This window comes from Pseudomonas sp. NPDC089918 (assembly GCF_050280605.1).
Classification (GTDB): domain Bacteria; phylum Pseudomonadota; class Gammaproteobacteria; order Pseudomonadales; family Pseudomonadaceae; genus Aquipseudomonas.
This window is the reverse complement of record NZ_JBNNVP010000035.1, coordinates 20,267-39,918: the sequence shown is the minus strand read 5'-3', so window position 1 is coordinate 39,918 and position 19,652 is coordinate 20,267. Positions and strand designations below refer to the sequence as shown.

The following is a 19,652-nucleotide window of genomic DNA, read 5'->3' as shown; positions in this document are numbered from 1 at the left end:
CCGTTGGGCTGCGAAGCAGCCCCTTCATTTCATCAGACACACCCTATGGGCTACATTTGCGACTGCTGCGCAGCCGAGCGGGAGCAAGCTCCCTCGCCACAGAGGATGAGGGCTCATTGTGTTTTTCATTCGTCTGTCGGCCTTGCTTGCCGCATTGCTGTTGCTCAACGGTTGCGAGCAACAGGACGCGCCGCCGCTCGATCAGCAACTCTACGTCTGGCAACGGCAATGGACGCCGGCCCATGACTCCGCGCTACGCGACAGCCGTGCCGATTTCTCGACCTTGCGTGTACTGGTCTTGCAGGCGTTTCCGCAGGCCGGCTGGAGCCGGGCGCGAATCGATCCGGCGCTGCTCAAGCGTGATGGTCGACCGCTGATTGCGGTGATTCGTCTGGACGGCCAGCTCAAGGGGCTGGATCAGGACGAGGTCACGGCGCACATCCAGCAGGTGCTCAGCGATTGGCAAGGGCAGGGGCTGATCCTCTCCGGCGTGGAAATCGACCACGATGCGGGCAACGCCCGGCTACCGGCCTACCGCGAATTCCTCACGCATTTACGCGCGGTTCTGCCCGCTTCCTTGCCACTGAGCATCACGGCATTGCCGGCCTGGCTCGACAGCCCCGAATTGCCGGCGCTGCTGGCGACGGTCGACAGCAGCGTATTGCAGGTGCACGCGGTGAGCGATCCACGGCGTGGGCTGTTCGACCCGGATCAGGCCCGGCAATGGGCCAGGGCCTGGAGCCATATCACGTCGAAACCGTTTTATCTGGCGCTACCGGCTTATGGCGTGGCGTTGTTGCCAGGGGCCAGTGGCGCGCCGGTCGTGGAAAGCGAAGTGCCCATCGAGCGGGGCGGCAAACGCCGGGAGTTACTGGCGGATCCGCTGCAACTGAGCAAACTCGGCGCCGAGTTGCGCGCCGATCCACCGGCTCATCTGGCCGGGCTGATCTGGTTTCGCCTGCCGCTGGCCAATGATCGCAGGGCCTGGAGCCTGACGACGCTAATCGCTGTGGCGCGTGGCGATATGCTCGACAGCCGCGTGGGGCTGAAGCTCTCGGCGCAGGACGGCCTCTACGACATCAGCGTCAGCAACCAAGGCAACCTCGACAGAGCCTGGCCCGAACGCCTGACACTGGCGGTGCAGGGCTGCGATGGCGCCGATGCATTGGCCGGTTATGCATTGCAACAGCGCCCGGATCTGCTTACCTTCACCCGCCTGCGCGAGGGTCGAATCCCGGCCGGCGGGCAGCGCGCCATCGGTTGGGCTCGCTGCACAACTATTGATCAAGGAGGTTCGAATGTTCACCCGTAACTGGCCCCGCCATCTGCTTTGCCTGAGCCTCAGCCTGCCGTTGGGTTCAGCGTTGGCCTGCGGGCCGGACTTCCCCATGCGCCTGCTGGACAACCGTGGCCAGTCGCTGGCGGAACTGCCGGAAGGCAACTTCAACTTTGAGATCAGTCGCCTCGGGCATGCCATCGCGGGACTGAAAAATGTCACGGCTGCCACCAACATTCCGGGGGACGGTTACGGCGATGCGCCGGATTACGCGGGTCAGCGCAACACCGCCGAACAGGCCGGTCTGACGCCTGAGCAGCAAGCGCTGGTGCAACAGCTGCGCAATCTGACCGATGCCCGTCAGGTTGAAGAGCAAGGCGCGAGCCTGCCGGCCGAACACATGTTCTATCTGGCGGGCGCGGTGGCGTTCAACGCGGGTGACCATGGTTTGGCCGCTGAATATTTTCAGAAAGTGCTGGCGCTGCCGGCGGATCAACGCGCGTTGCGCAGTACCTGGGCGGCTTACTCGTTGGGGCGGACACTGTTTGCCATGAGTTCAGAGGCGGGCGCAGGTCCCGACCTGTTGGCTCAATCCCGAAAGGCTTTCGAGCAAACTCGTCAGATGAGTATCGACGGCTTCAGCGACCCGCTGGAACTGGGTGTTGCCAGCCTCGGCGAAGAAGCGCGAGTGGCCCGCACCGCTGGCGATTGGGACAGCGCCATCGAACTCTACGCCACGCAGAACCTCCACGGTTCGGCGGTGGGCTACAGCTCGTTGAAGTTGTTGATGGCCGATCTGATGGTAATGCCCGACGATCAACTGGCCGTGTTGCTCAAGGGCAAAGCGGTGCAGCAACTGGTGACGGCGTCGTTGATCAGTCGACTGGGCTGGTCATTCGGTGATCAGCCGCCAAGCGAACAGAAACTGATCAAGCTGCTGCAAAACAGCACCCGCGGCAGCCTGGATAACGCGGATCGCCTGGCGGCGATGAACTATCAGCAGGGCGATTACGCCAGTGCCGAAGCCTTCCTCGAACAGGCCGGTGACGGCGGCCTCGCGTGGTGGCTGCGGGCGAAACTGGCGTTGCGTGATGGCGACAAAGGCGCTGCCGCTGCGGCTTACGCCAAGGCAGCCCAAGCCTTCCCGCAGAACGAGTCTTGGGGTGAACGACGGACCCCGGACTGGGATTACGAAACGGTGCAGCCCAAGTGCCGGGTCGACGGCGAAAGCGCAATCCTGGCCCTGCAACGCGGCGATTATCTGCAAGCCTTTGACCAGCTCTATCGCAGCCAAAGCATTTACTGGTACGACGCGGCCACCGTTGCCGAGCGGGTGCTGACCCTCGATGAACTCAAGCAGTACGTCGACACTCAGGTGCCTGCACCGCCGGCTCTCAGCCAACAGGATCGCGACAATTATGTGCCGTTGCCGGTAGCCGCGAACCTGCGCAACTTGCTCGGGCGGCGCCTGTTGCGTGAAGGGCGTTATGACGAAGCGCCGGCTTACTTCGACAACGTCGATCTGCAGAACAAGGCCAAGGCGTATGGGCTGTATCGTGAGGAAGCGGATGCTGCCTGGTGGCCGACCAAACGTGCCGCCGCGTTGTTTAACGCCGCTTTGACGGCGCGTCAGTGGGGGATGGAGATTCTCGGCTACGAAATGGCACCGGATTACGCCACATTTGGTGGTAATTACAGCCTTGAGAGCCGTGAGCTAAAGGTCGGCCCGTTAGTGGCTGAAGATGAGGTCGTGCGTCAGCAAGCCAGCGCCGCTCAACCCGATGAGCGCTATCACTATCGTTATGTCGCAACGGCTTTGGCCAGTCGTGCTGCCGATAATCTGCCTCATACCAGCCAGGCTTTTGCGGCGGTGTTGTGTGCGGCGGCGGGGTGGAACACCAGCCTTGAAGAAGAAAGTGCCTTCTACCAACGGTATGTGAAAGAAGGTCCGTACGTGGATTGGGCGGAAAACTTCGGTCACCAATGCCCTGATCCCGACTTTGAAAACGCCAGCAAACGTTATGTAACCCAGGCTACCGATGCTACGCGTTCGATGCTGCGGCCTTACAAGAAGCCAGTGCAAGTAGGCGCTATTGTGGCGATCACGGCGGCGGCTTTGCTGCTGATCAGTCGCCGTCGTCGTAGAGCGCAATAACCCTCAAGCCTGCTGCACAAAGGTCAGCCGCACCGCGAAGCCGATCAGCAGGCTGCCGAACAACCACTGTTGCACCCGCTGGGCCGATGGACTGCGTTGCAGCCAGCGGCCCAGTGCGGCGCCGACCAGTGCGTAGGCACTGTCGAACAACAACCCGACACCGACCAGCATCACGCCCAGCGTTGCAAATTGCGCGAGCACTGGCCCGGCGTGAGGTTCGATGAACTGCGGCAACAGCACCGAGCAGAACAGCAGCGCCTTGGGGTTGAGCAGATTGGTCAGCAAACCGCGCTGGATCGCCTCGCGCCAATGCGATTTTTCAGTCGTGGAACCTGCTCTGTTCAAGCTCGGCAGCATCGTGGTGCGCAGGCACTGAATGCCGATCCACAGCAGGTACGCGGCCCCGACCAGGCGCACCACGTCGAAGGTCCAGGGTGCCGTCTTGAACAGCGCTGCCAAACCCAACGCAGCCAAGGCCACATGACAACCACGCGCTATGCCCAGCCCCAACGCCGTGGCCAGCGCCGCGCCTTTGCCCAGACGCGCGCCGGTCTGCAACAGCAGAATCATGTCCGGGCCGGGCAACAAGTACACCACCGCCAGAGCCATGAAAAACAGCCAGAGTCCTGCCATGTTGCCCCCCATTCGTTGTCGATTTGGTGAGGTCAGTCTATGGCCGAAGAGCAGGGCAGGTGGTTGCGTAGTCAGCTTCTAAAGCTTCGATATTTGGCATAACCTGCCATTTTGTGATGAGCGAACTATCGGGATCTGCCAAACCATGAAACTGGACGCCTACGACCGCAAGATTCTCGCGGCGCTGCAACGGGACGGTCGCCTGAGCAACGTGCAATTGGCCGACGAGATTGGCCTGTCCGCCTCGCCCTGTTTGCGTCGAGTACGAATGCTGGAAGAGGCGGGAGTGATTCGCGGCTATCAGGCCAATCTGGATCGAGATGAAGTGGGCCTTGGGCTGACGGTGTTTGTCGGGGTCAAAGTTGAACGACACAACGATGAACAGGCCGAAGCCTTTCGCCTGGCCGTGACGGCATTGCCTGAGGTGATTTCGGCGTTTCTGGTGTCAGGGGAATCGGATTTTCTGCTGCAAGTAGTGGTGCCGGATTTGCGCGCCTATGACCGTTTTCTCACCGGGCGACTGCTGAAATTGCCGGGTGTGAGCGACATCCGCAGCAACTTTGCGATTCACACGGTGAAGACCCCGGGGGCGTTGCCGTTGGGGCATTTGCCGATTTAGATCGCGTCGACTGCATCGCGAGCAGGCTCGCTCCCACATTGGTTTTGTGAACGCCACAGATCAAATGTGGGAGCGAGCCTGCTCGCGATAGCGGTAGTTCAGTCTCCATCAACCTCCAGGCTTACATCTGCGTCGCCATCCCCTCCACATCCATTGCCGCCTGACGCAATGCCTCGGAGCGAGTCGGGTGTGGATGACAGGTCAGGGCGATGTCTTCGGCCGAGGCGCTGAACTCCATGGCTACGCAATATTCGCCAATCATCTCACTGACGCTGGGGCCCACAAGGTGCACGCCGAGGACTTCGTCGGTGCGCTCATCGGCCAATACTTTGGCGAAGCCTTCGGTTTCGTGATTGATCTTCGCCCGGCTGTTGGCGGTGAAGGGAAATTTGCCGACCTTATAGGCGCGACCTTCGGCTTTCAGCTGTTCTTCGGTCTTGCCGACGCTGGCCAGCTCCGGTTTGGTGTAGATCACGCTGGGGATCAGGTCGTAATTGACCTCGCCAGCCTTGCCGACGATTTGCTCGATGCAGGCCATGGCTTCGTCTTCGGCCTTGTGGGCGAGCATCGGCCCAGACGTGACATCACCGATCACCCAGACGCCAGCGGCCTCGGTGCGATGGCCCTTATTGGCGAGCATGCCGCGTTTGTCCGTGGCGAGACCGACGTTTTCCAGCCCCAGGCCTTGGGTGTAAGGACGACGACCAATAGCCACCAGCACATAGTCGGCTTCAAGCAACTCGGCGGTGCCACCCGCGGCCGGCTCGACGCTGAGCTGAACACCGCTCGCCGATGTCGTGGCGCTGGTGACTTTCGAACTCAACTTGAAGCTGATGCCTTGCTTGCTCAATGAGCGCTGAAGGGTCTTGCCCGCTTCGCCATCCACACCGGGGCAGATCCGATCGAGAAATTCGACCACCGTCACCTGAGCACCCAGGCGGCGCCATACCGAGCCCAGCTCCAGGCCGATCACCCCGGCACCGATCACCACCAAGTGCTTCGGCACTTCGCCCAGCGACAGCGCGCCCGTGGAGTCGAGGATGCGTTTGTTATCGATGTCCACGCCCGGCAGGGGAGTGGGCTCGGAACCGGTGGCGATGACGATGTCCTTGGCGCTTAGCTGGGTCTTGGCACCCTGGCTGTCGGTCACCGTGACTTTGCCCGGCCCGTCGATGTGGCCCCAGCCCTTGATCCAGTCGACTTTGTTTTTGCGAAACAGAAACTCGATGCCTTTGGTCAGCCCGGTAACGCTTTCATCTTTCTGTTTCATCATTTGAGCAAGGTTGAGGACAGGTTTGACCTCAATCCCCAGGTTGGCAAATTCCGCCCCCATGGCCGCGTCGTAGAGTTCGGAGGCATGCAGCAGCGCCTTGGATGGCATGCAGCCGACATTCAGGCACGTCCCGCCAAGAGTGGCGCGGCCTTCCACGCAGGCTGCTTTCAGACCCAGCTGGCCGGCGCGGATCGCTGCGTTATAACCGCCGGGGCCTGCGCCCAGAATCACGACGTCATAGGTGCTCATGGTGGTACTCCTGGTTTGAAGGACGGGATCGATAAAGGAGTCTTCAGTAAAAATTACGAGCGCAATATGTGCGTTTCGAGCCATTTCGGTCAAGGCTTCAGCTTGGCGACAGGTCCGGCGCTTTTAGATAGAGCGATTTACGACGAATATTTCACCACTTTCGTTATATCGTAACGAATTGTGATGTGAGCGATGGCTGGGGTGGTATGCAAGTCGATCTCGATGGCGATGGGGCACAAATAGCAGCGCTGCCGCGCTTTCAGCAGGCGGTCGTTCAAGGGCGTCGATTGCGGCAATTCGCAATTGGTTTGGGAGCCTTGGCGGCGATTGGGCTGGTACTGGCGTTTTTTGTCGGGCTATTTGCACCGCAGTCGCTCTGGCCGGTGTTGTTGGTCAATCAGAGCGCCGGTTTGCTGGTGCTGGTCGCCGGCCTGCAATCGGCCTGGTGGGTAACGCAGTGGCGCGCACGGGCGATGAATCCAGCATTGTCGGTGCCGGTGGTTGTCGCTGAAGAAGTCGTTGCCGCTGAAGGCTGGTACGAGCGGTTGCTGGACCGAATCAGCCAACGTTGGTTGCGCTTGCTAGGGCAGATCGGTGCGCCGACGCTATGGTTGGCTGGTTGGGCGTTATTGACGTTGTATAGCATCGAGCAAGTCTGGAATCTGACCTTGCCGCCCGCTGCGTTGGGGTTGTCGGCCAGTGTCGGCGCCACGCTATCGTTGCTGCTGGCTTTCGGTTTGCTGGTGCTGGAGCGGCAACTGGCGCAGGAAAACGTTGCCCAGTGGCCCGAAGCAGGGCCGTTGGCGCAGCTGACACGAGTTGCGATTATTTGCCTGGTGCTCAGCGCACTGTGTTTGTTGTTCGGCAGCGAAACATCAGTCTGGCCGGCGCGTCTGGCGGTGCTGATCGGCTTGCTGCCGGGGCTGGTCACCGTCGAGTTGCTGCTGCGGGCCGTGTTATCGCTGTTCAGTCCCCGTCGTGAACAGCTGGAACCGGCCTTGCTGGCGCGAAGCTTCGTCGCCGACATGCTGCGCTGGCCGCCGCAACCTTTGCTCGCATTGCAGCACGAGTTGCATAACCGCTTCGGTATCGACCTGCGGCAAATCTGGGCCTTTACCTACATGCGCCGGGCGTTTTTGCCGGTGCTGGCAGTGGTGGCTATCGTCGGTTGGTCGCTCACCGGCATTCACGAAATCCCCCTGCAAGGGCGCGGTATCTACGAGCGTTTCGGCAAACCGGTGGAGGTGTTCGGCCCTGGTTTGCACGCCGGTTTGCCATGGCCGCTGGGCCGCGTGCTGAGCGTCGAGAACGGCGTGGTTCACGAGTTGGCCACCAGCGTGGGCGAAACGTCGGTACCGGTCGAGGCCGAACCAGCCGAAGGCCCGGCACCGGCGATTGCCAATCGATTGTGGGACGCCAGCCATGTGAACGATAAATCCCAGGTCATCGCCAGCAGCCGCGCCGACAAGCAGAGCTTCCAGATCGTCAATATGGACGTGCGCTTCGTCTATCGCATCGGCCTGAGCGATCAGGCGGCGCTGGCAGCAACGTACAACAGCGCCGATGTGCCAACGTTGATCCGCAGCACCGCCAGCCGGATTCTGGTTCACGATTTTGCCTCACGAACCCTCGATGGTTTGCTCGGCGAGGACAGGGTAGGGCTCGCCGAAGAGATCGGCCGTGCCGTGCAGGCTGACCTGCAAAAACTCGATAGCGGTGTGGAGATTCTCGCCACGGTGGTTGAAGCCATCCACCCGCCAGCGGGGGCGGCCAATGCTTATCACGGCGTGCAAGCGGCGCAGATTGCAGCTCAGGCATTGATTTCCCGTGAGCGCGGGGCTGCGGCCGAGGCGACCAACCAGGCGCAATTGCAAGCCAGCATCGCTCACGATCAAGCCACGGCCAGTGCTCATGAAATCAACTCGACCGCCCAGGCCTCCGGCCTGAAATTTGCCGCCGAGCAAAAGGCTTATTCCAGCGCCGGCCAGGCCTTCGTGCTGGAGCAATACCTCAGTCAACTGACCCAAGGTTTGGCCAACGCCAAGCTGCTGGTTCTCGATCATCGTTTGGGCGGCAGCAGCAATGCGCCGACCATCGACCTACGTACCTTCACGCTGCCGGCTGATCCTGCGCCGCCGCGTAATACCGTTCAGCCAGGAGCCGTCCATTGAGCCAGCCGACGCCTACACACAATCGCGATCACGATGACCACGCTGGCCACGATCACGGCCATGGCGGACATCACCACGGCCATCACCATCATCACCACGGTGATCCACACGAAGCGGGTCCTTTCCCGTGGCGGCGAATGGGTTGGGCGGCGCTGCTGGTGGCGTTTGCCATTGCGGCGGCGAGCCTGGTGCAAGTGCGTTCGGGAGAGGCCACGGTCATCACTCGCTTCGGCAATCCATCGCGGGTGTTGCTGGAACCCGGTCTTGGCTGGCGCTGGCCGGCACCGTTCGAGGCGGCGATCCCGGTGGATCTGCGGCTGCGTACCACCTCCAGCGGTTTGCAGGATGTGGGCACGCGCGATGGTCTGCGCATCATCGTGCAAGCCTACGTGGCCTGGCAGGTGCAGGGTGATCCGGACAACGTGCAACGCTTTATGCGCGCCGTACAGAACCAGCCGGACGAAGCCGCGCGGCAGATCCGCACCTTTGTCGGCTCGGCGCTGGAAACCACCGCCAGCAGTTTCGATCTGGCCAACCTGGTGAACACCGATGCCAACCAAGTGCGCATCGCCGATTTTGAAGCGCAGCTGCGTCAGCAGATCGATCAACAGTTGCTCACCACTTATGGCGTGCGAGTGCTGCAAGTCGGCATCGAGCGTTTGACCTTGCCGTCGGTGACGCTCACCGCGACTGTCGATCGTATGCGCGCCGAGCGTGAAACCATCGCCACTGAACGCACGGCCATCGGCAAGCGGGAAGCTGCACAAATTCGCTCTGCGGCTGAGCGTGATGCGCGAATTGTGCAAGCCGATGCGACGGTGAAAGCTGCGGACATCGAAGCCCAATCCCGCGTCGAAGCCGCGCAGATTTACGGCCGTGCCTACGCCGGTTCGCCGCAGCTCTACAACTTGCTGCGCTCTCTCGATACCTTGGGCACTATCGTCACGCCAGGCACCAAACTGATTTTACGTACCGATGCCGCACCGTTCCGGGTGTTGGTTGACGGTCCGCCGACGCTCGATAACAAGTCCGGGTCGCAGCCATGAGTTTAGTTCCACGTGGAACACATGAGTTGAGCAGCCCCTGGATTCAGGCCGGACGCTTGGCTTTTTTGGCGCTGTACGCCGTGACCGTGCTGGCTGCGCTGGCGTGGGCATTCTCAAATGTGCGGCAAATCGACCCGCAAAATCGTGCTGTGGTGCTGCACTTTGGCGCACTGGATCGCATTCAAAATGCCGGTTTGCTGTTGGCATGGCCGCGCCCGTTTGAGCAGGTAATCTTGTTGCCGGCAGCGGATCGGGTGATCGAACGTCGGGTGGAAAGTCTGCTGCGCTCGGATGCTGCATTGCAGGCGGATCGAGTGGCGAGTTTCGCCACGCCCATCAGCGATGCGCTTGCCGGCTCCGGTTATCTGCTGACCGGTGATGCGGGCGTCGTGCAACTGGATGTGCGGGTGTTCTACAAAGTCACCGAGCCCTATGCCTTCGTTCTTCAGGGTGAACATGTGCTGCCGGCACTGGATCGGCTGGTGACCCGCAGTGCCTTGGCACTCACCGCTGCGCGAGACCTGGACACCATCCTGGTGGCTCGACCGGAACTGATCGGCGCCGACAATCAGGCCGCCGAACGTCGCGAACGTCTACGTGGCGATCTGGTGCGGGGCATCAATCAGCGCTTGGCCGAACTGACCGCGACCGGGCAGGGGTTGGGCATTGAAGTGGCGCGGGTCGATGTGCAATCGAGTCTGCCCGGCCCGGCGGTGAACGCATTCAACGCGGTGTTAACCGCCAGCCAGCAGGCCGACAAAGCCGTGGCCAACGCGCGCACCGAAGCCGAGAAGTTGACTCAGAGCGCCAACGAACAAGCCGACCGCACGCTGCAAGTGGCTCACGCCCAAGCCAGCGAACGCCTGGCCAAAGCCTCTGCCGACACCGCCGCAGTGCTGAGTTTGGCCAAGACGCAACAGCAGGGCACTGACCCGCAAATGCTGCTGCGTATTTACCGTGAGCGGATGCCGAAGATTCTCGGGCAGGCCGGCTCGGTGACTACGGTTGATCCGAAAGACGATTCCCGCCTGATTATTCAGGGAGCAGCGCAATGACCGCCCAAACCGCCGCCGCGCCGAGCTTGTTGTCCTCGGCTGAACAACGTAGCGCCGCGCGCCAGTTGACCTTGGCCATGCTTGCGCTTGGGTTGCTTGCGCTGGGCCTGATCTGGCGCTGGTTGTTGCCGGAGCAGACCGGAGTCAGCCAATTGCTATTGGGTTTTGCGTCCTTGCTGGTAGCCGTGCCGGTCATGCGCTCGGCGTGGTACAGCCTGCGTTATCCGAGCCTGCACGGGATCACCGATCAACTGATCGCCCTGGCCATGCTCGGTGCCTGGGCCACAGGCGATCTACTCACTGCGGCGTTGCTGCCGATCATCATGATCTTCGGCCACGTGCTGGAAGAGCGCAGTGTGATCGGTTCCCAGGAAGCGATTCATGCTCTCGGCAAACTGACCCGCAGCCATGCACGCAAGATTCAGGCTGATGGTTCCGTCGTTGAAGTCGACAACGGCACCCTCAAGGCCGGTGACCTTGTGGAGGTGCGTGCCGGTGATCGCGTGCCGGCGGATGGCCGAGTGTTGTCCGGTCAGGCAAGCCTCGACACCGCGTCGATCACCGGTGAGTCGGTGCCAATGGAGGCCGATGTGGGCATGTCGGTGTTCGGCGGGGCGATCAATCTTGATGGCCTGCTGCGCATTGAAGTGACCCGCACCGGTAACGAATCGACCCTGGGTAAAGTCATTGCGCTGATGCAAAGTGCCGAACGTTCCAAGCCTCCAATCACCCGTTTGCTCGAACGCTACGCCGGAAGCTACATGGTGCTGGTGTTGCTGCTGGCCGCCGTGACCTGGTTTGTTACCAACGATGCTCAAGCGATGCTCGCAGTGTTGGTCGCGGCTTGCCCTTGCGCGCTGGTGTTGTCGGCACCGGCCACGGCCATTGCCGGGGTGGCGGTGGCGGCTCGGCACGGGATTCTGATTCGCAGCTCGGCGTTCCTCGAAGAGTTGGCTGACCTGACGTCGTTGGTGGTCGACAAGACCGGAACCCTGACGTTCGGCACCTTGCGCCTGCAGTCCATCGACAGTCCACTGGAGGATCGCAGTCACGTACTGAAGCTCGCCGCCAGCCTTGGTTCCGCCAGCAGTCACCCGGTCAGCCGCGCCTTGGCCGGGTTGGTCACTCAGGAACACTTTCTGCTGCTCTCTGACATTCATGAGCGTCAGGGGCTGGGTGTCGTGGCGATGACCGAGCAGGGCGAAGCGGCCCTCGGTCGTCCGGAGCTGTTCGCGCAACTGTGCATCGCCACATCAGCGGTGCCCGAACACGACGGCCCGATTGCCGGGCTGGCACTCAACGGTGAATTTCTCGCCTGGCTGTTGCTCGCTGACAGTGTCAAACCCGAGGCGCGGTTTGCCCTGAGCGAATTGCGTGAATTGGGTTTGGGTCGTCAGTTGTTGCTCACCGGGGATCGGCAAAGCGTTGCGCACACGCTGGCCCGGGATGTGGGCATCAGCGATGTCGAAGCCCAGGCCTTGCCCGAGGACAAACTCAATCGTGTGCTGAAAGAAATCGGCAGCGGATTCCGGCCGATGGTGGTGGGAGACGGCATCAACGATTCCCTGGCGCTCAAGGCCGGTGTGGTCGGCGTGGCGATGGGCGCAGGCGGTGCGGACATCGCGCTGGCCTCGGCCGATATCGTACTGATTGGTAGCGACCTGCGCCGGCTCGGAACCTGTGTGCGCTTGAGTCGCCAATGCCGCCAGACCTTGCAGGTCAATGTGATTATCGGGTTGGGCTGGACCCTGGCCATCGTCGCGTTCGCCGCATTCGGCTGGCTCGGCGCGGCAGGGGCGATGATTGCCGCGCTGTTGCACAATTTGAGCACGTTATTAGTGCTCGGGAATGCCGGGCGTTTGCTACGCTTTCAGGAACCCCTACTCAAGCTTAAGGATGAGGTGTGAGCGTCTACAACTTTTCAGAACTGTGTGCCGGATTTGTAGTTATCTAGGGTAAGGCGGTCATTTTCAACGATCGCCCGTTGGATGGTTTCAGTGTTGCAGGCAACACCGGGAATAGAAAAAGGCTATTAATTCGATAGCCTGCTATTTTTCAAGGATGGTCTACCCTCAGATTTGACGTCTGAAACAAGGGGGACTTTTCATGCTCGCGCAACTTCCACCGGCCTTACAGAATCTGCAATTACCGCTACGCTTGCGACTCTGGGACGGCCATGAGTTCAATCTGGGGCCGACGCCCAGCGTCACCATTGTGGTCAAGGACCCACACATGGTTACCCAGTTCACCCATCCCAGCCTCGACGCGTTGGGGGCGGCGTTTGTCGAAGGCAAGCTGGAGCTGGAAGGCTCTATCAGCGATGTGATTCGTGTCTGCGATGAATGGAGTCAGGCGCTGATCAACGAGGACGAAGATGAGCAACCGGTGCGCTCGGTTCACGACAAGGAAACCGATGCCAAAGCCATCTCCTACCACTACGACCTCTCCAACGCGTTTTACCAACTGTGGCTCGACAGCGACATGGCGTATTCCTGCGCCTATTTCGAAACCGGCAGTGAAACTCTCGAACAAGCTCAACAAGCCAAGTTTCGTCACCTGTGCCGCAAGCTGCGGTTGCAACCAGGCGAGTATCTGCTGGATGTCGGTTGCGGCTGGGGCGGGTTGGCGCGTTATGCGGCTCGTGAGTTCGGCGCGAAGGTGTTCGGGATCACACTGAGTAAGGAGCAATTGGAGCTGGCCCGTGAACGGGTGAAAGCCGAAGGCCTGGAGGATCAGATCGAATTGCAACTGCTCGACTACCGCGATTTGCCTCAGGACGGGCGCTTCGACAAGGTGGTCAGCGTCGGCATGTTCGAACACGTTGGCCATGCGAATCTTGCCGAGTACTGCAAAACCTTGTTCGGCGCGGTGAAAGAGGGTGGCTTGGTGATGAACCACGGGATCACCGCCAAACACATCGACGGTCGTCCGGTCGGGCGCGGTGCCGGTGAGTTCATCGAGAAGTACGTGTTCCCCAACGGCGAGCTGCCGCACCTGTCGATGATCTCGGCCGAGATCAGCGACGCGGGGTTGGAGATCGTCGACGTCGAGAGTCTGCGCCTGCATTACGCGCGGACCCTGGACCACTGGAGCGAACGCCTGGAAGACAATCTGGAAGCTGCCGGCAAACTGGTGCCAGAACAGGCTTTACGGATCTGGCGGTTGTACCTGGCGGGATGCGCCTATGCCTTCGCCAGAGGCTGGATCAACCTACATCAAATCCTCGCGGTGAAAGCCCATCCCGATGGCAGCCATGAACTGCCGTGGACCCGCGACGACATTTACAATTAGAGAATCGGTGAAATAAGCCGGGCGATCCGCATGCCGACCTGTTGCAGGCGGTGGGTCTCCCGGCTTTCTTCTTTGGCGATCTCGTGAGCCTGGGCGAAGTCATCGTTGAGCATCTGTTCCACTTCGGCCGCAAATACGCTGTCGACCGTCAGTAACATCACTTCGAAATTCAGCCGGAACGAACGGTTGTCCATGTTGGCGCTGCCAATGGCGCTGATTTCGCTGTCGATCAGCACCACTTTCTGATGCATGAACCCCGGCTGGTAACGGAACAAGCGTACGCCAGCACGTACTGCTTCGAAGGCGTAAAGGCTGGACGCGGCGTAGACGATCCGGTGATCCGCCCGCGACGGCAACAAAATCCGTACATCCACACCACGCAATACTGCCAGTCGTAACGCGGCGAACACCGCTTCGTCGGGGATGAAGTAAGGGGTGGTGATCCACACCCGTTCCGTCGCCGCATGGATGGCTTCGACGAAGAATAGCGAACAGGTTTCGTAGGAATCCGCCGGGCCGGTGGCCAGCAATTGGCAGAGCACGCCGTCGTCCGGATAAACCTCCGGCAGGATCAACGGCGGCAGCGAACGGGCCGCCCAGAACCAGTCTTCGGCAAAGGACTCCTGCATGCAGGCCACCACCGGCCCGCGCGCCTGCACGTGGGTGTCGCGCCATGGCGCCAGGGGTGGTTTCTCGCCCATGTATTCGTCGCCGACGTTGAGCCCACCGACAAAACCGACAATCCCGTCGACCACGACGATCTTGCGGTGGTTGCGGAAATTGACCTGAAAGCGGTTGAGCCAGCCGCTGCGGGTGGCGAAGGCTTTGACCTCGATACCGGCATCGCGCAACGGTTGTACATAACCGTGGGGCAGGGAGTGGCTGCCGATGCGGTCGTAGAGCAAGTAAATCGCTACGCCCTCTGCAGCTTTCTTGGTCAGTAAGGTGTGCAGGCGTTGGCCGAGGCGATCGTCGTGGATGATGAAGAACTGGATCAACACCGCTTGCCGGGCGTTACTGATGGCGTCGAAAATCGCATCGAAGGTGGCTTGGCCATCAATCAATAGGTGTACTTCGTTATTCGCCAGGCACGGCATGCGCCCCAGTTTCGGCATGGCCCTCAAAGACGCGTAGGCGCTGGAGGCACGAGCAGTCAGTGCCTCTTCTACCCAGGGGCGCCAGTTCAGCTCGGAGATGGCCTTGCGCATTTCCTCGTTGGCTTGCCGCCGGGCCTTGATATAGCCATCGAAGGTGCTGCGGCCGAAGACCAGATAAGGGATAAGCGTGAGGTAGGGAATGAACAGCAGTGACAGGGCCCAGGCGATCGAGCCCTGAGCGGTTCGAACGGTCAATACGGCATGGATGGCGGCAATCGAGCCCAGCGCGTGCAGCAGAGCGATCAGATAACCGAAAACATGCGGTCCAAAGTAATCCATGGGGCAGCCTTGCTCCTGAAGATTCAATGCTTAACAGACCATGTTCCGGGCAGAATGTCGCTATTTAATTGGCCCATGAACCGAAGCCCGTGGCTGACGTCTAACGGCCACTAATGATCAGGAGTTACTCGATGAACGTTCGTCTGCTGGGTTTGGCCATTGCGTTTGGTTTGACACTTCCTGTGGCTGCTCAGGCGCAGATGTTGCAGCCGGGCTTGTGGGAAATGACTTCAAGCAACATGAAGGTCGATGACCAGAACCTGCCCGATCTGCAACTGATCCTCGGCCAGATACAGAGTCAGATGACCCCTGAACAGCGCGCGCAGCTGGAGAAGCAGGGCATCACTATGGGCGGCAAAGGGATTCGGGCGTGCCTGACGCCCGAGCAGGTGAAGACCGACAACATTCCACTGACGGACCCACAATCGGGCTGCAAGCAGCAAATCACCGAACGTACCGGCAACCAGTGGAAATTCCGTTTCAGCTGTCCGAAAGCGCAAGGTGCGGGTGTCGCCACATTCCTCAGCGATCGTGAGTTCACCACCAAGGTCAATGGCACTTTCAACGCCACCGGCATTCAGCAGAAGGGTAGCCTCGATACTCGCGCTGTGTGGTTGGGCCAGGATTGCGGCACAGTGAAGCCAAGAGCCTAAAAGCATCGCGGGCAAGCCCGCTCCCACAAGGTCATACGCGATCCCTGTGGGAGCGGGCTTGCCCGCGATGACGTCCGTTTAGTCACCTTGAATCTTGGGCGGATTCAACAATTCACACACCGCCTCAATCCCTTTCTCCCCGAAGTTCTCTCCGCTGCCGCTGCGCATACTGACAAACCCGCCTTCCTTTTCCTTCTCTCCCACTACCAACAGATACGGCACTTTCTGGCTGTGCTGGCGAATCTTGTGGCTGATTTTCTCGTTACGCAGATCCGAGTTGGCCCTCAGTTCGCGGCGGCGCAGTGCCTGGGTCACTGAGTGCGCATAAGCGGTCTGACGTTCATCGATGTTCACGACCATCACCTGCGGCGGCGCTCGCCAGGTGTCCAGCTCCTGTTGGCTGGACCAGCACGTGCCGTAGATCCGTTGCTGCGACGTGCCGCTGATATGGTTCAGAGTGAACGCTTGCAATACCTTGGTGGTGGGAACATGCGGGCCTGCTGCGAAACTTTCAAAATCCCCCAAGCGATACAGCGATAACTGTTCGGTTGACGTCGCCTGGGGAGCTGGTTCCCGGCGGATCGAATGGTTGGTCGCCGCCAGTGCATGCATGCGCGCTTCAATAACAGGCAGCTCGGCCAGAGTTAAAGAGCGCTGGAAAGCAAACTCATAAAAGAAACCGTCACCTAGCGACGATCCGGTCCGCAATTGCGCGTGCGGAAAAAGCTGTTTGACGGCCATGGCCAACATCAGCGCGCAGGAACGGCGAAGGATCTCCAGGCCATCGGGCTCCTGGGGCGTGACGATACTGACCCGGGCATCGCCCTCGATCAGGAACCCACAGTCCACCAACACGCCGTCGACCCGACCGGCCACCGCCACGTTGGCCAACCCGAGACTGATACTCGCAGCGACTTCATACACAGTCAGCGGCTGATCGTACTCACGCAATGAACCATCGGGCAGGGTGATGTGGACCATGATCGTGTTCTCGAATGTTTTCGATAACGCGCGCTAGCGCATAAACCGTAGGGCTAAACCCTGGCAGCTGTCATTAAGACGTTGGTCGTGCCAGGCAATTTGCCCCGACACGACCGTAGTGGTGACGCTGTGGCGAAAACAATGGTGGGTGAAGGGCGTCCAGCCACATTGCGAAAGGATCGGCTGCCGGGAAACCGCAACGCCATCGGGCTCGGGTTTAATCAATACCAGATCTGCCCAATAGCCTTCGCGCAGGTAGCCGCGGTCGGGGATGGCAAACAAATCGGCGACCCGATGACTGGTCTTGGCCACGAGGGTGGTGATCGGCAATATCTCATCGGACACCAGCTCCAGCAACGCGGGCAGGGCGTGTTGCACCAACGGCAAACCGGACGGCGCCTGGCTGTAGGGTCGCTGTTTTTCGGCCCAGGTATGAGGCGCGTGATCGCTGCCGATCACATCCAGTCGATTGCTCAACAATGCTTTGCGCAAAGCATCGCGGTCGGCCTGAGTCTTGATCGCCGGGTTGCACTTGATCAGGTTGCCAAGGCTCGGGTAGTCGTGATCATCGAACAGCAAGTGATGCAGGCAGACTTCGGCGGTGATGCGTTTCTGTGCCAGCGGCTGGTCTTCAAACAGCGCCAGCTCACGGGCGGTGCTCAAGTGTAAAACGTGCAGTCGGGTGCCGTGTTGCCTGGCCAGATCAACGGCCATTGAGGAGGAGCGAAAGCACGCTTCGGCGTTGCGGATCAGCGGGTGAGCGGCGGGTGGAAGGTGCTCGCCGAACAGCTCTCGCAGGTTTGCGGCATTGGCTTCGATGCTGGGTGTGTGTTCGCAGTGAGCCAACAAAATGGTCGGCACCTCGGCGAAGAGCCGCTCGAGAATCCGTGGATCGTCCACCAGCATGTTGCCGGTGGAGGCGCCCATGAACACTTTGACTCCGGCCACCTCACAAGGATTGAGCGCGGCGACGGTATCGAGATTGTCGTTGCTCACGCCGAAATGAAAACCGTAATTGGCCACTGAGCTGGTCGCCGCTCGACGCTTCTTGTCGGCCAGCGCGGCGAGGGTCAGGGTGGCCGGGGAGGTGTTGGGCATGTCCATGAAGCTGGTGATGCCGCCGGCAACTGCCGCCCTGGATTCGGTATGGAAGCTGCCCTTGTCCGGCGCTCCGGGATCGCGGAAATGCACCTGGTCATCGATCATGCCCGGCAGCACCCATTGGCCGTTGGCGTCGATTTCCACGGTGGCCGTTTCACCTTCTATGCTGCTGGCGATCTTGACGATGCGACCGTGGCTTACCAGCAAATCACCGTCGAATTCACGACCCTCATTCACCAGCCGGGCGTTGCGAATCAGCACGCTGCTCATGGTCAGAACTCGTTTTGCAGGGCTTTGTAGCCGCGCACCAAATCAACGTTGGTGCGCGCCACGTCCTCGGAAAACTCCGAGGCACTGACGCTCACCGGTGGGAACTGCGACAGGTCAGTGTTGGGGCCGATGCGCGTGGTGGAGGGCACGTAGAAGTCTTCAGGCAAGTCACGACCATCGACCACCGAGTTGTGCCGCACCACGCAACCGTCGCCCACCGCGCAGTTGAACAGTACGCTGTTGAACCCGATGAATACGCGATTACCAACGGTGCAGGGGCCATGCACGATGGAGCGGTGGGCGATAGAGCTGAACTCGCCGATGGTCACCGCCGCCCCCGACTTGGAGTGGATCACCACGCCGTCCTGGATGTTCGAATTGGCGCCGATGGTGATTGGCTCCATCTCGCCCGAATCATCCACTTCATCGGCGCGAATCACCGCGTAGGGACCGACGAACACGTTCTCGCCGATCACCACTTTGCCGCAGATGATGGCGGTTTTATCCACGTACGCCGACTCCGCAATCAATGGAAGATCACCCGAAGGATTCTTGCGGATCATGGCTTGCTCAACGCCTCATACAAGGTGTTGAGGTTGTATTCGAACAACCCGGCGAACGTGCTGGCCGGGCCGGTCGCCGCGAGAGCATCGGAGTACAGCGTGCCGCCGATATGCGCGCCGCTTTCATCGGCGATTTGCTTGAGCAGGCGTGCGTCCTTGATGTTTTCCATGAACACTGCTTTGACCTTGGCCTGACGGATCTGCGTGATCAGCGCAGCGACTTCGGCGGCCGACGGTTCACGTTCGGTGGACAGTCCTTGTGGCGCCATGAAGTCGATGCCGTAAGCCTGACCGAGATAGCCGAAGGCGTCATGGGAGGTCACGATTTTGCGATTACCCGGCGGCAGCGAACCGAGCTTGGCTTTGGCCTCGGCGAGCAAGGCATAGATCTTTTTCAGGTAGGCCTGGCTGTTGTGCTCGTAGTCGGTTTTGTTGGCAGGGTCGGCGGCGATCAGCGCTTTGGTGATGTTGCTGATGTACAGCTCGGTGTTCGCCAGGTTGTGCCAGGCGTGCGGGTCCGGGATGGTTTCGCCGTCTTCATCCAGCGAGCGTGGGATGACACCGTGGCTGGCGCTGATGACCGCAGCTTTGGTCTCGGTGCTGGTCACCAGACGGTCCAGCCATGGCTCGAAACCTAGCCCATTCTTGATGATCAGTCTGGCCTTGAGCAATGCCTTGGCATCGTCCGGAGTTGGCTCGTAGGTGTGGGCATCGGCGTCCGGCCCGACCATGTTGGTGATCTGGATATGGTCGCCGCCGACCTGATGGGTCATGTCGGCGAGGATGCTGAAGCTGGTGACTACCTGGAGTTTTTCTGCTGCAGACAGCGACATCGACAGCATCAGACTGAACAGCACGAGTAAAGCGCGCATCGGGTTAC

The 19,652-nt window shown here is 60.5% G+C and carries 16 protein-coding genes; 9 read left to right on the top strand and 7 right to left on the bottom strand.

Translation table 11 applies throughout. The features are described from left to right. Positions 1 to 115 precede the first annotated feature (115 nt). Positions 116 to 1,312 (top strand): DUF3142 domain-containing protein, encoded by a 1,197-nt coding sequence (locus ACQKPC_RS22290; protein WP_427626361.1) that lies wholly within the window; start codon positions 116 to 118, stop codon positions 1,310 to 1,312. Continuing rightward, complete coding sequence (locus ACQKPC_RS22285; RefSeq protein ID WP_427626312.1) at positions 1,299 to 3,431, top strand: hypothetical protein; 2,133 nt, start codon at positions 1,299 to 1,301, stop codon at positions 3,429 to 3,431. The genes ACQKPC_RS22290 and ACQKPC_RS22285 overlap by 14 nt, the downstream gene beginning before the upstream one ends. Positions 3,432 to 3,434: 3 nt before the next feature. On the opposite strand, the gene ACQKPC_RS22280 is transcribed toward ACQKPC_RS22285, so the two are convergent. Continuing rightward, entirely contained in the window at positions 3,435 to 4,064 is a 630-nt protein-coding gene (locus tag ACQKPC_RS22280) for a LysE family translocator (protein ID WP_427626310.1), read from the bottom strand. A 145-nt stretch (positions 4,065 to 4,209) separates the two neighbouring features. Here ACQKPC_RS22280 and ACQKPC_RS22275 point away from each other — a divergent pair, with 145 nt between their 5' ends. Next, on the top strand, positions 4,210 to 4,683 hold the full coding sequence (locus ACQKPC_RS22275; protein ID WP_427626308.1) for an Lrp/AsnC family transcriptional regulator: 474 nt from the start codon (positions 4,210 to 4,212) through the stop codon (positions 4,681 to 4,683). A gap of 121 nt (positions 4,684 to 4,804) precedes the next feature. On the opposite strand, the gene lpdA is transcribed toward ACQKPC_RS22275, so the two are convergent. After that, positions 4,805 to 6,205, bottom strand: coding sequence for a dihydrolipoyl dehydrogenase (lpdA, locus tag ACQKPC_RS22270; RefSeq protein WP_427626306.1), 1,401 nt, complete (start codon positions 6,203 to 6,205; stop codon positions 4,805 to 4,807). 206 nt (positions 6,206 to 6,411) lie between these two features. Here lpdA and hflK (ACQKPC_RS22265) point away from each other — a divergent pair, with 206 nt between their 5' ends. The 5 genes from hflK (ACQKPC_RS22265) to cfaB all read left to right on the top strand — a co-directional run bounded on the left by hflK (ACQKPC_RS22265) (position 6,412) and on the right by cfaB (position 13,768). Continuing rightward, the gene (gene hflK / locus ACQKPC_RS22265; protein ID WP_427626359.1) at positions 6,412 to 8,376 is read left to right on the top strand and encodes a protease modulator HflK; all 1,965 of its coding nucleotides are present in this window, start codon (positions 6,412 to 6,414) and stop codon (positions 8,374 to 8,376) included. Next, entirely contained in the window at positions 8,373 to 9,422 is a 1,050-nt protein-coding gene (gene hflC / locus ACQKPC_RS22260) for a protease modulator HflC (protein ID WP_038980476.1), read from the top strand. Before hflK (ACQKPC_RS22265) ends, hflC begins: the two co-directional genes overlap by 4 nt. Beyond that, positions 9,419 to 10,477 carry a protease modulator HflK gene (hflK, locus tag ACQKPC_RS22255; protein ID WP_427626304.1) on the top strand — a complete coding sequence of 353 codons (1,059 nt, stop codon included), beginning with the start codon at positions 9,419 to 9,421 and terminating at the stop codon, positions 10,475 to 10,477. The genes hflC and hflK (ACQKPC_RS22255) overlap by 4 nt, the downstream gene beginning before the upstream one ends. Beyond that, a complete protein-coding gene (locus tag ACQKPC_RS22250) occupies positions 10,474 to 12,384 on the top strand; it encodes a heavy metal translocating P-type ATPase (RefSeq protein ID WP_427626302.1) in 1,911 nt (636 codons plus the stop codon). Before hflK (ACQKPC_RS22255) ends, ACQKPC_RS22250 begins: the two co-directional genes overlap by 4 nt. Before the next feature lie 199 nt (positions 12,385 to 12,583). Then, a complete protein-coding gene (gene cfaB / locus ACQKPC_RS22245) occupies positions 12,584 to 13,768 on the top strand; it encodes a C17 cyclopropane fatty acid synthase CfaB (RefSeq protein WP_427626300.1) in 1,185 nt (394 codons plus the stop codon). On the opposite strand, the gene cls is transcribed toward cfaB, so the two are convergent. Further along, positions 13,765 to 15,204, bottom strand: coding sequence for a cardiolipin synthase (gene cls / locus ACQKPC_RS22240; RefSeq protein ID WP_427626298.1), 1,440 nt, complete (start codon positions 15,202 to 15,204; stop codon positions 13,765 to 13,767). The two genes, cfaB and cls, sit on opposite strands and share 4 nt — an antisense overlap. 131 nt (positions 15,205 to 15,335) lie before the next feature. Between cls and ACQKPC_RS22235 the strand changes: the two genes are divergently transcribed. Continuing rightward, on the top strand, positions 15,336 to 15,857 hold the full coding sequence (locus ACQKPC_RS22235) for a DUF3617 domain-containing protein (RefSeq protein ID WP_008007839.1): 522 nt from the start codon (positions 15,336 to 15,338) through the stop codon (positions 15,855 to 15,857). Positions 15,858 to 15,935: 78 nt separating this feature from the next. Here ACQKPC_RS22235 and ACQKPC_RS22230 read toward each other — a convergent pair whose 3' ends face one another. Genes ACQKPC_RS22230 through ACQKPC_RS22215 form a run of 4 tightly spaced genes read right to left on the bottom strand, consistent with a single transcriptional unit; the run spans position 15,936 to position 19,644 of the window. Next, positions 15,936 to 16,838 (bottom strand): His/Gly/Thr/Pro-type tRNA ligase C-terminal domain-containing protein, encoded by a 903-nt coding sequence (locus ACQKPC_RS22230; protein ID WP_427626296.1) that lies wholly within the window; start codon positions 16,836 to 16,838, stop codon positions 15,936 to 15,938. A 33-nt stretch (positions 16,839 to 16,871) separates the two neighbouring features. Next, positions 16,872 to 18,209, bottom strand: a complete 1,338-nt coding sequence (locus tag ACQKPC_RS22225) for a dihydroorotase (protein WP_427626294.1) — start codon at positions 18,207 to 18,209, stop codon at positions 16,872 to 16,874. 2 nt (positions 18,210 to 18,211) lie between these two features. Further along, entirely contained in the window at positions 18,212 to 18,772 is a 561-nt protein-coding gene (locus tag ACQKPC_RS22220) for a DapH/DapD/GlmU-related protein (RefSeq protein ID WP_367373587.1), read from the bottom strand. Further along, complete coding sequence (locus tag ACQKPC_RS22215) at positions 18,769 to 19,644, bottom strand: metal ABC transporter substrate-binding protein (protein ID WP_427626292.1); 876 nt, start codon at positions 19,642 to 19,644, stop codon at positions 18,769 to 18,771. The genes ACQKPC_RS22220 and ACQKPC_RS22215 overlap by 4 nt, the downstream gene beginning before the upstream one ends. Positions 19,645 to 19,652: the final 8 nt, after the last annotated feature.

What these genes read in the sequence shown, in the direction of transcription:
- cfaB (WP_427626300.1), top strand. Translation starts at nt 12,584, where the DNA reads ATGCTCGCGCAACTTCCACCGGCCTTACAGAATCTGCAATTACCGCTA.
- hflK (WP_427626304.1), top strand. Translation starts at nt 9,419, where the DNA reads ATGAGTTTAGTTCCACGTGGAACACATGAGTTGAGCAGCCCCTGGATT.
- ACQKPC_RS22225 (WP_427626294.1), bottom strand. Translation starts at nt 18,209, where the DNA reads ATGAGCAGCGTGCTGATTCGCAACGCCCGGCTGGTGAATGAGGGTCGT.
- ACQKPC_RS22235 (WP_008007839.1), top strand. Translation starts at nt 15,336, where the DNA reads ATGAACGTTCGTCTGCTGGGTTTGGCCATTGCGTTTGGTTTGACACTT.
- ACQKPC_RS22230 (WP_427626296.1), bottom strand. Translation starts at nt 16,838, where the DNA reads ATGGTCCACATCACCCTGCCCGATGGTTCATTGCGTGAGTACGATCAG.
- ACQKPC_RS22215 (WP_427626292.1), bottom strand. Translation starts at nt 19,644, where the DNA reads ATGCGCGCTTTACTCGTGCTGTTCAGTCTGATGCTGTCGATGTCGCTG.
- ACQKPC_RS22220 (WP_367373587.1), bottom strand. Translation starts at nt 18,772, where the DNA reads ATGATCCGCAAGAATCCTTCGGGTGATCTTCCATTGATTGCGGAGTCG.
- ACQKPC_RS22250 (WP_427626302.1), top strand. Translation starts at nt 10,474, where the DNA reads ATGACCGCCCAAACCGCCGCCGCGCCGAGCTTGTTGTCCTCGGCTGAA.
- cls (WP_427626298.1), bottom strand. Translation starts at nt 15,204, where the DNA reads ATGGATTACTTTGGACCGCATGTTTTCGGTTATCTGATCGCTCTGCTG.
- ACQKPC_RS22280 (WP_427626310.1), bottom strand. Translation starts at nt 4,064, where the DNA reads ATGGCAGGACTCTGGCTGTTTTTCATGGCTCTGGCGGTGGTGTACTTG.
- ACQKPC_RS22285 (WP_427626312.1), top strand. Translation starts at nt 1,299, where the DNA reads ATGTTCACCCGTAACTGGCCCCGCCATCTGCTTTGCCTGAGCCTCAGC.
- ACQKPC_RS22275 (WP_427626308.1), top strand. Translation starts at nt 4,210, where the DNA reads ATGAAACTGGACGCCTACGACCGCAAGATTCTCGCGGCGCTGCAACGG.
- lpdA (WP_427626306.1), bottom strand. Translation starts at nt 6,205, where the DNA reads ATGAGCACCTATGACGTCGTGATTCTGGGCGCAGGCCCCGGCGGTTAT.
- hflK (WP_427626359.1), top strand. Translation starts at nt 6,412, where the DNA reads ATGCAAGTCGATCTCGATGGCGATGGGGCACAAATAGCAGCGCTGCCG.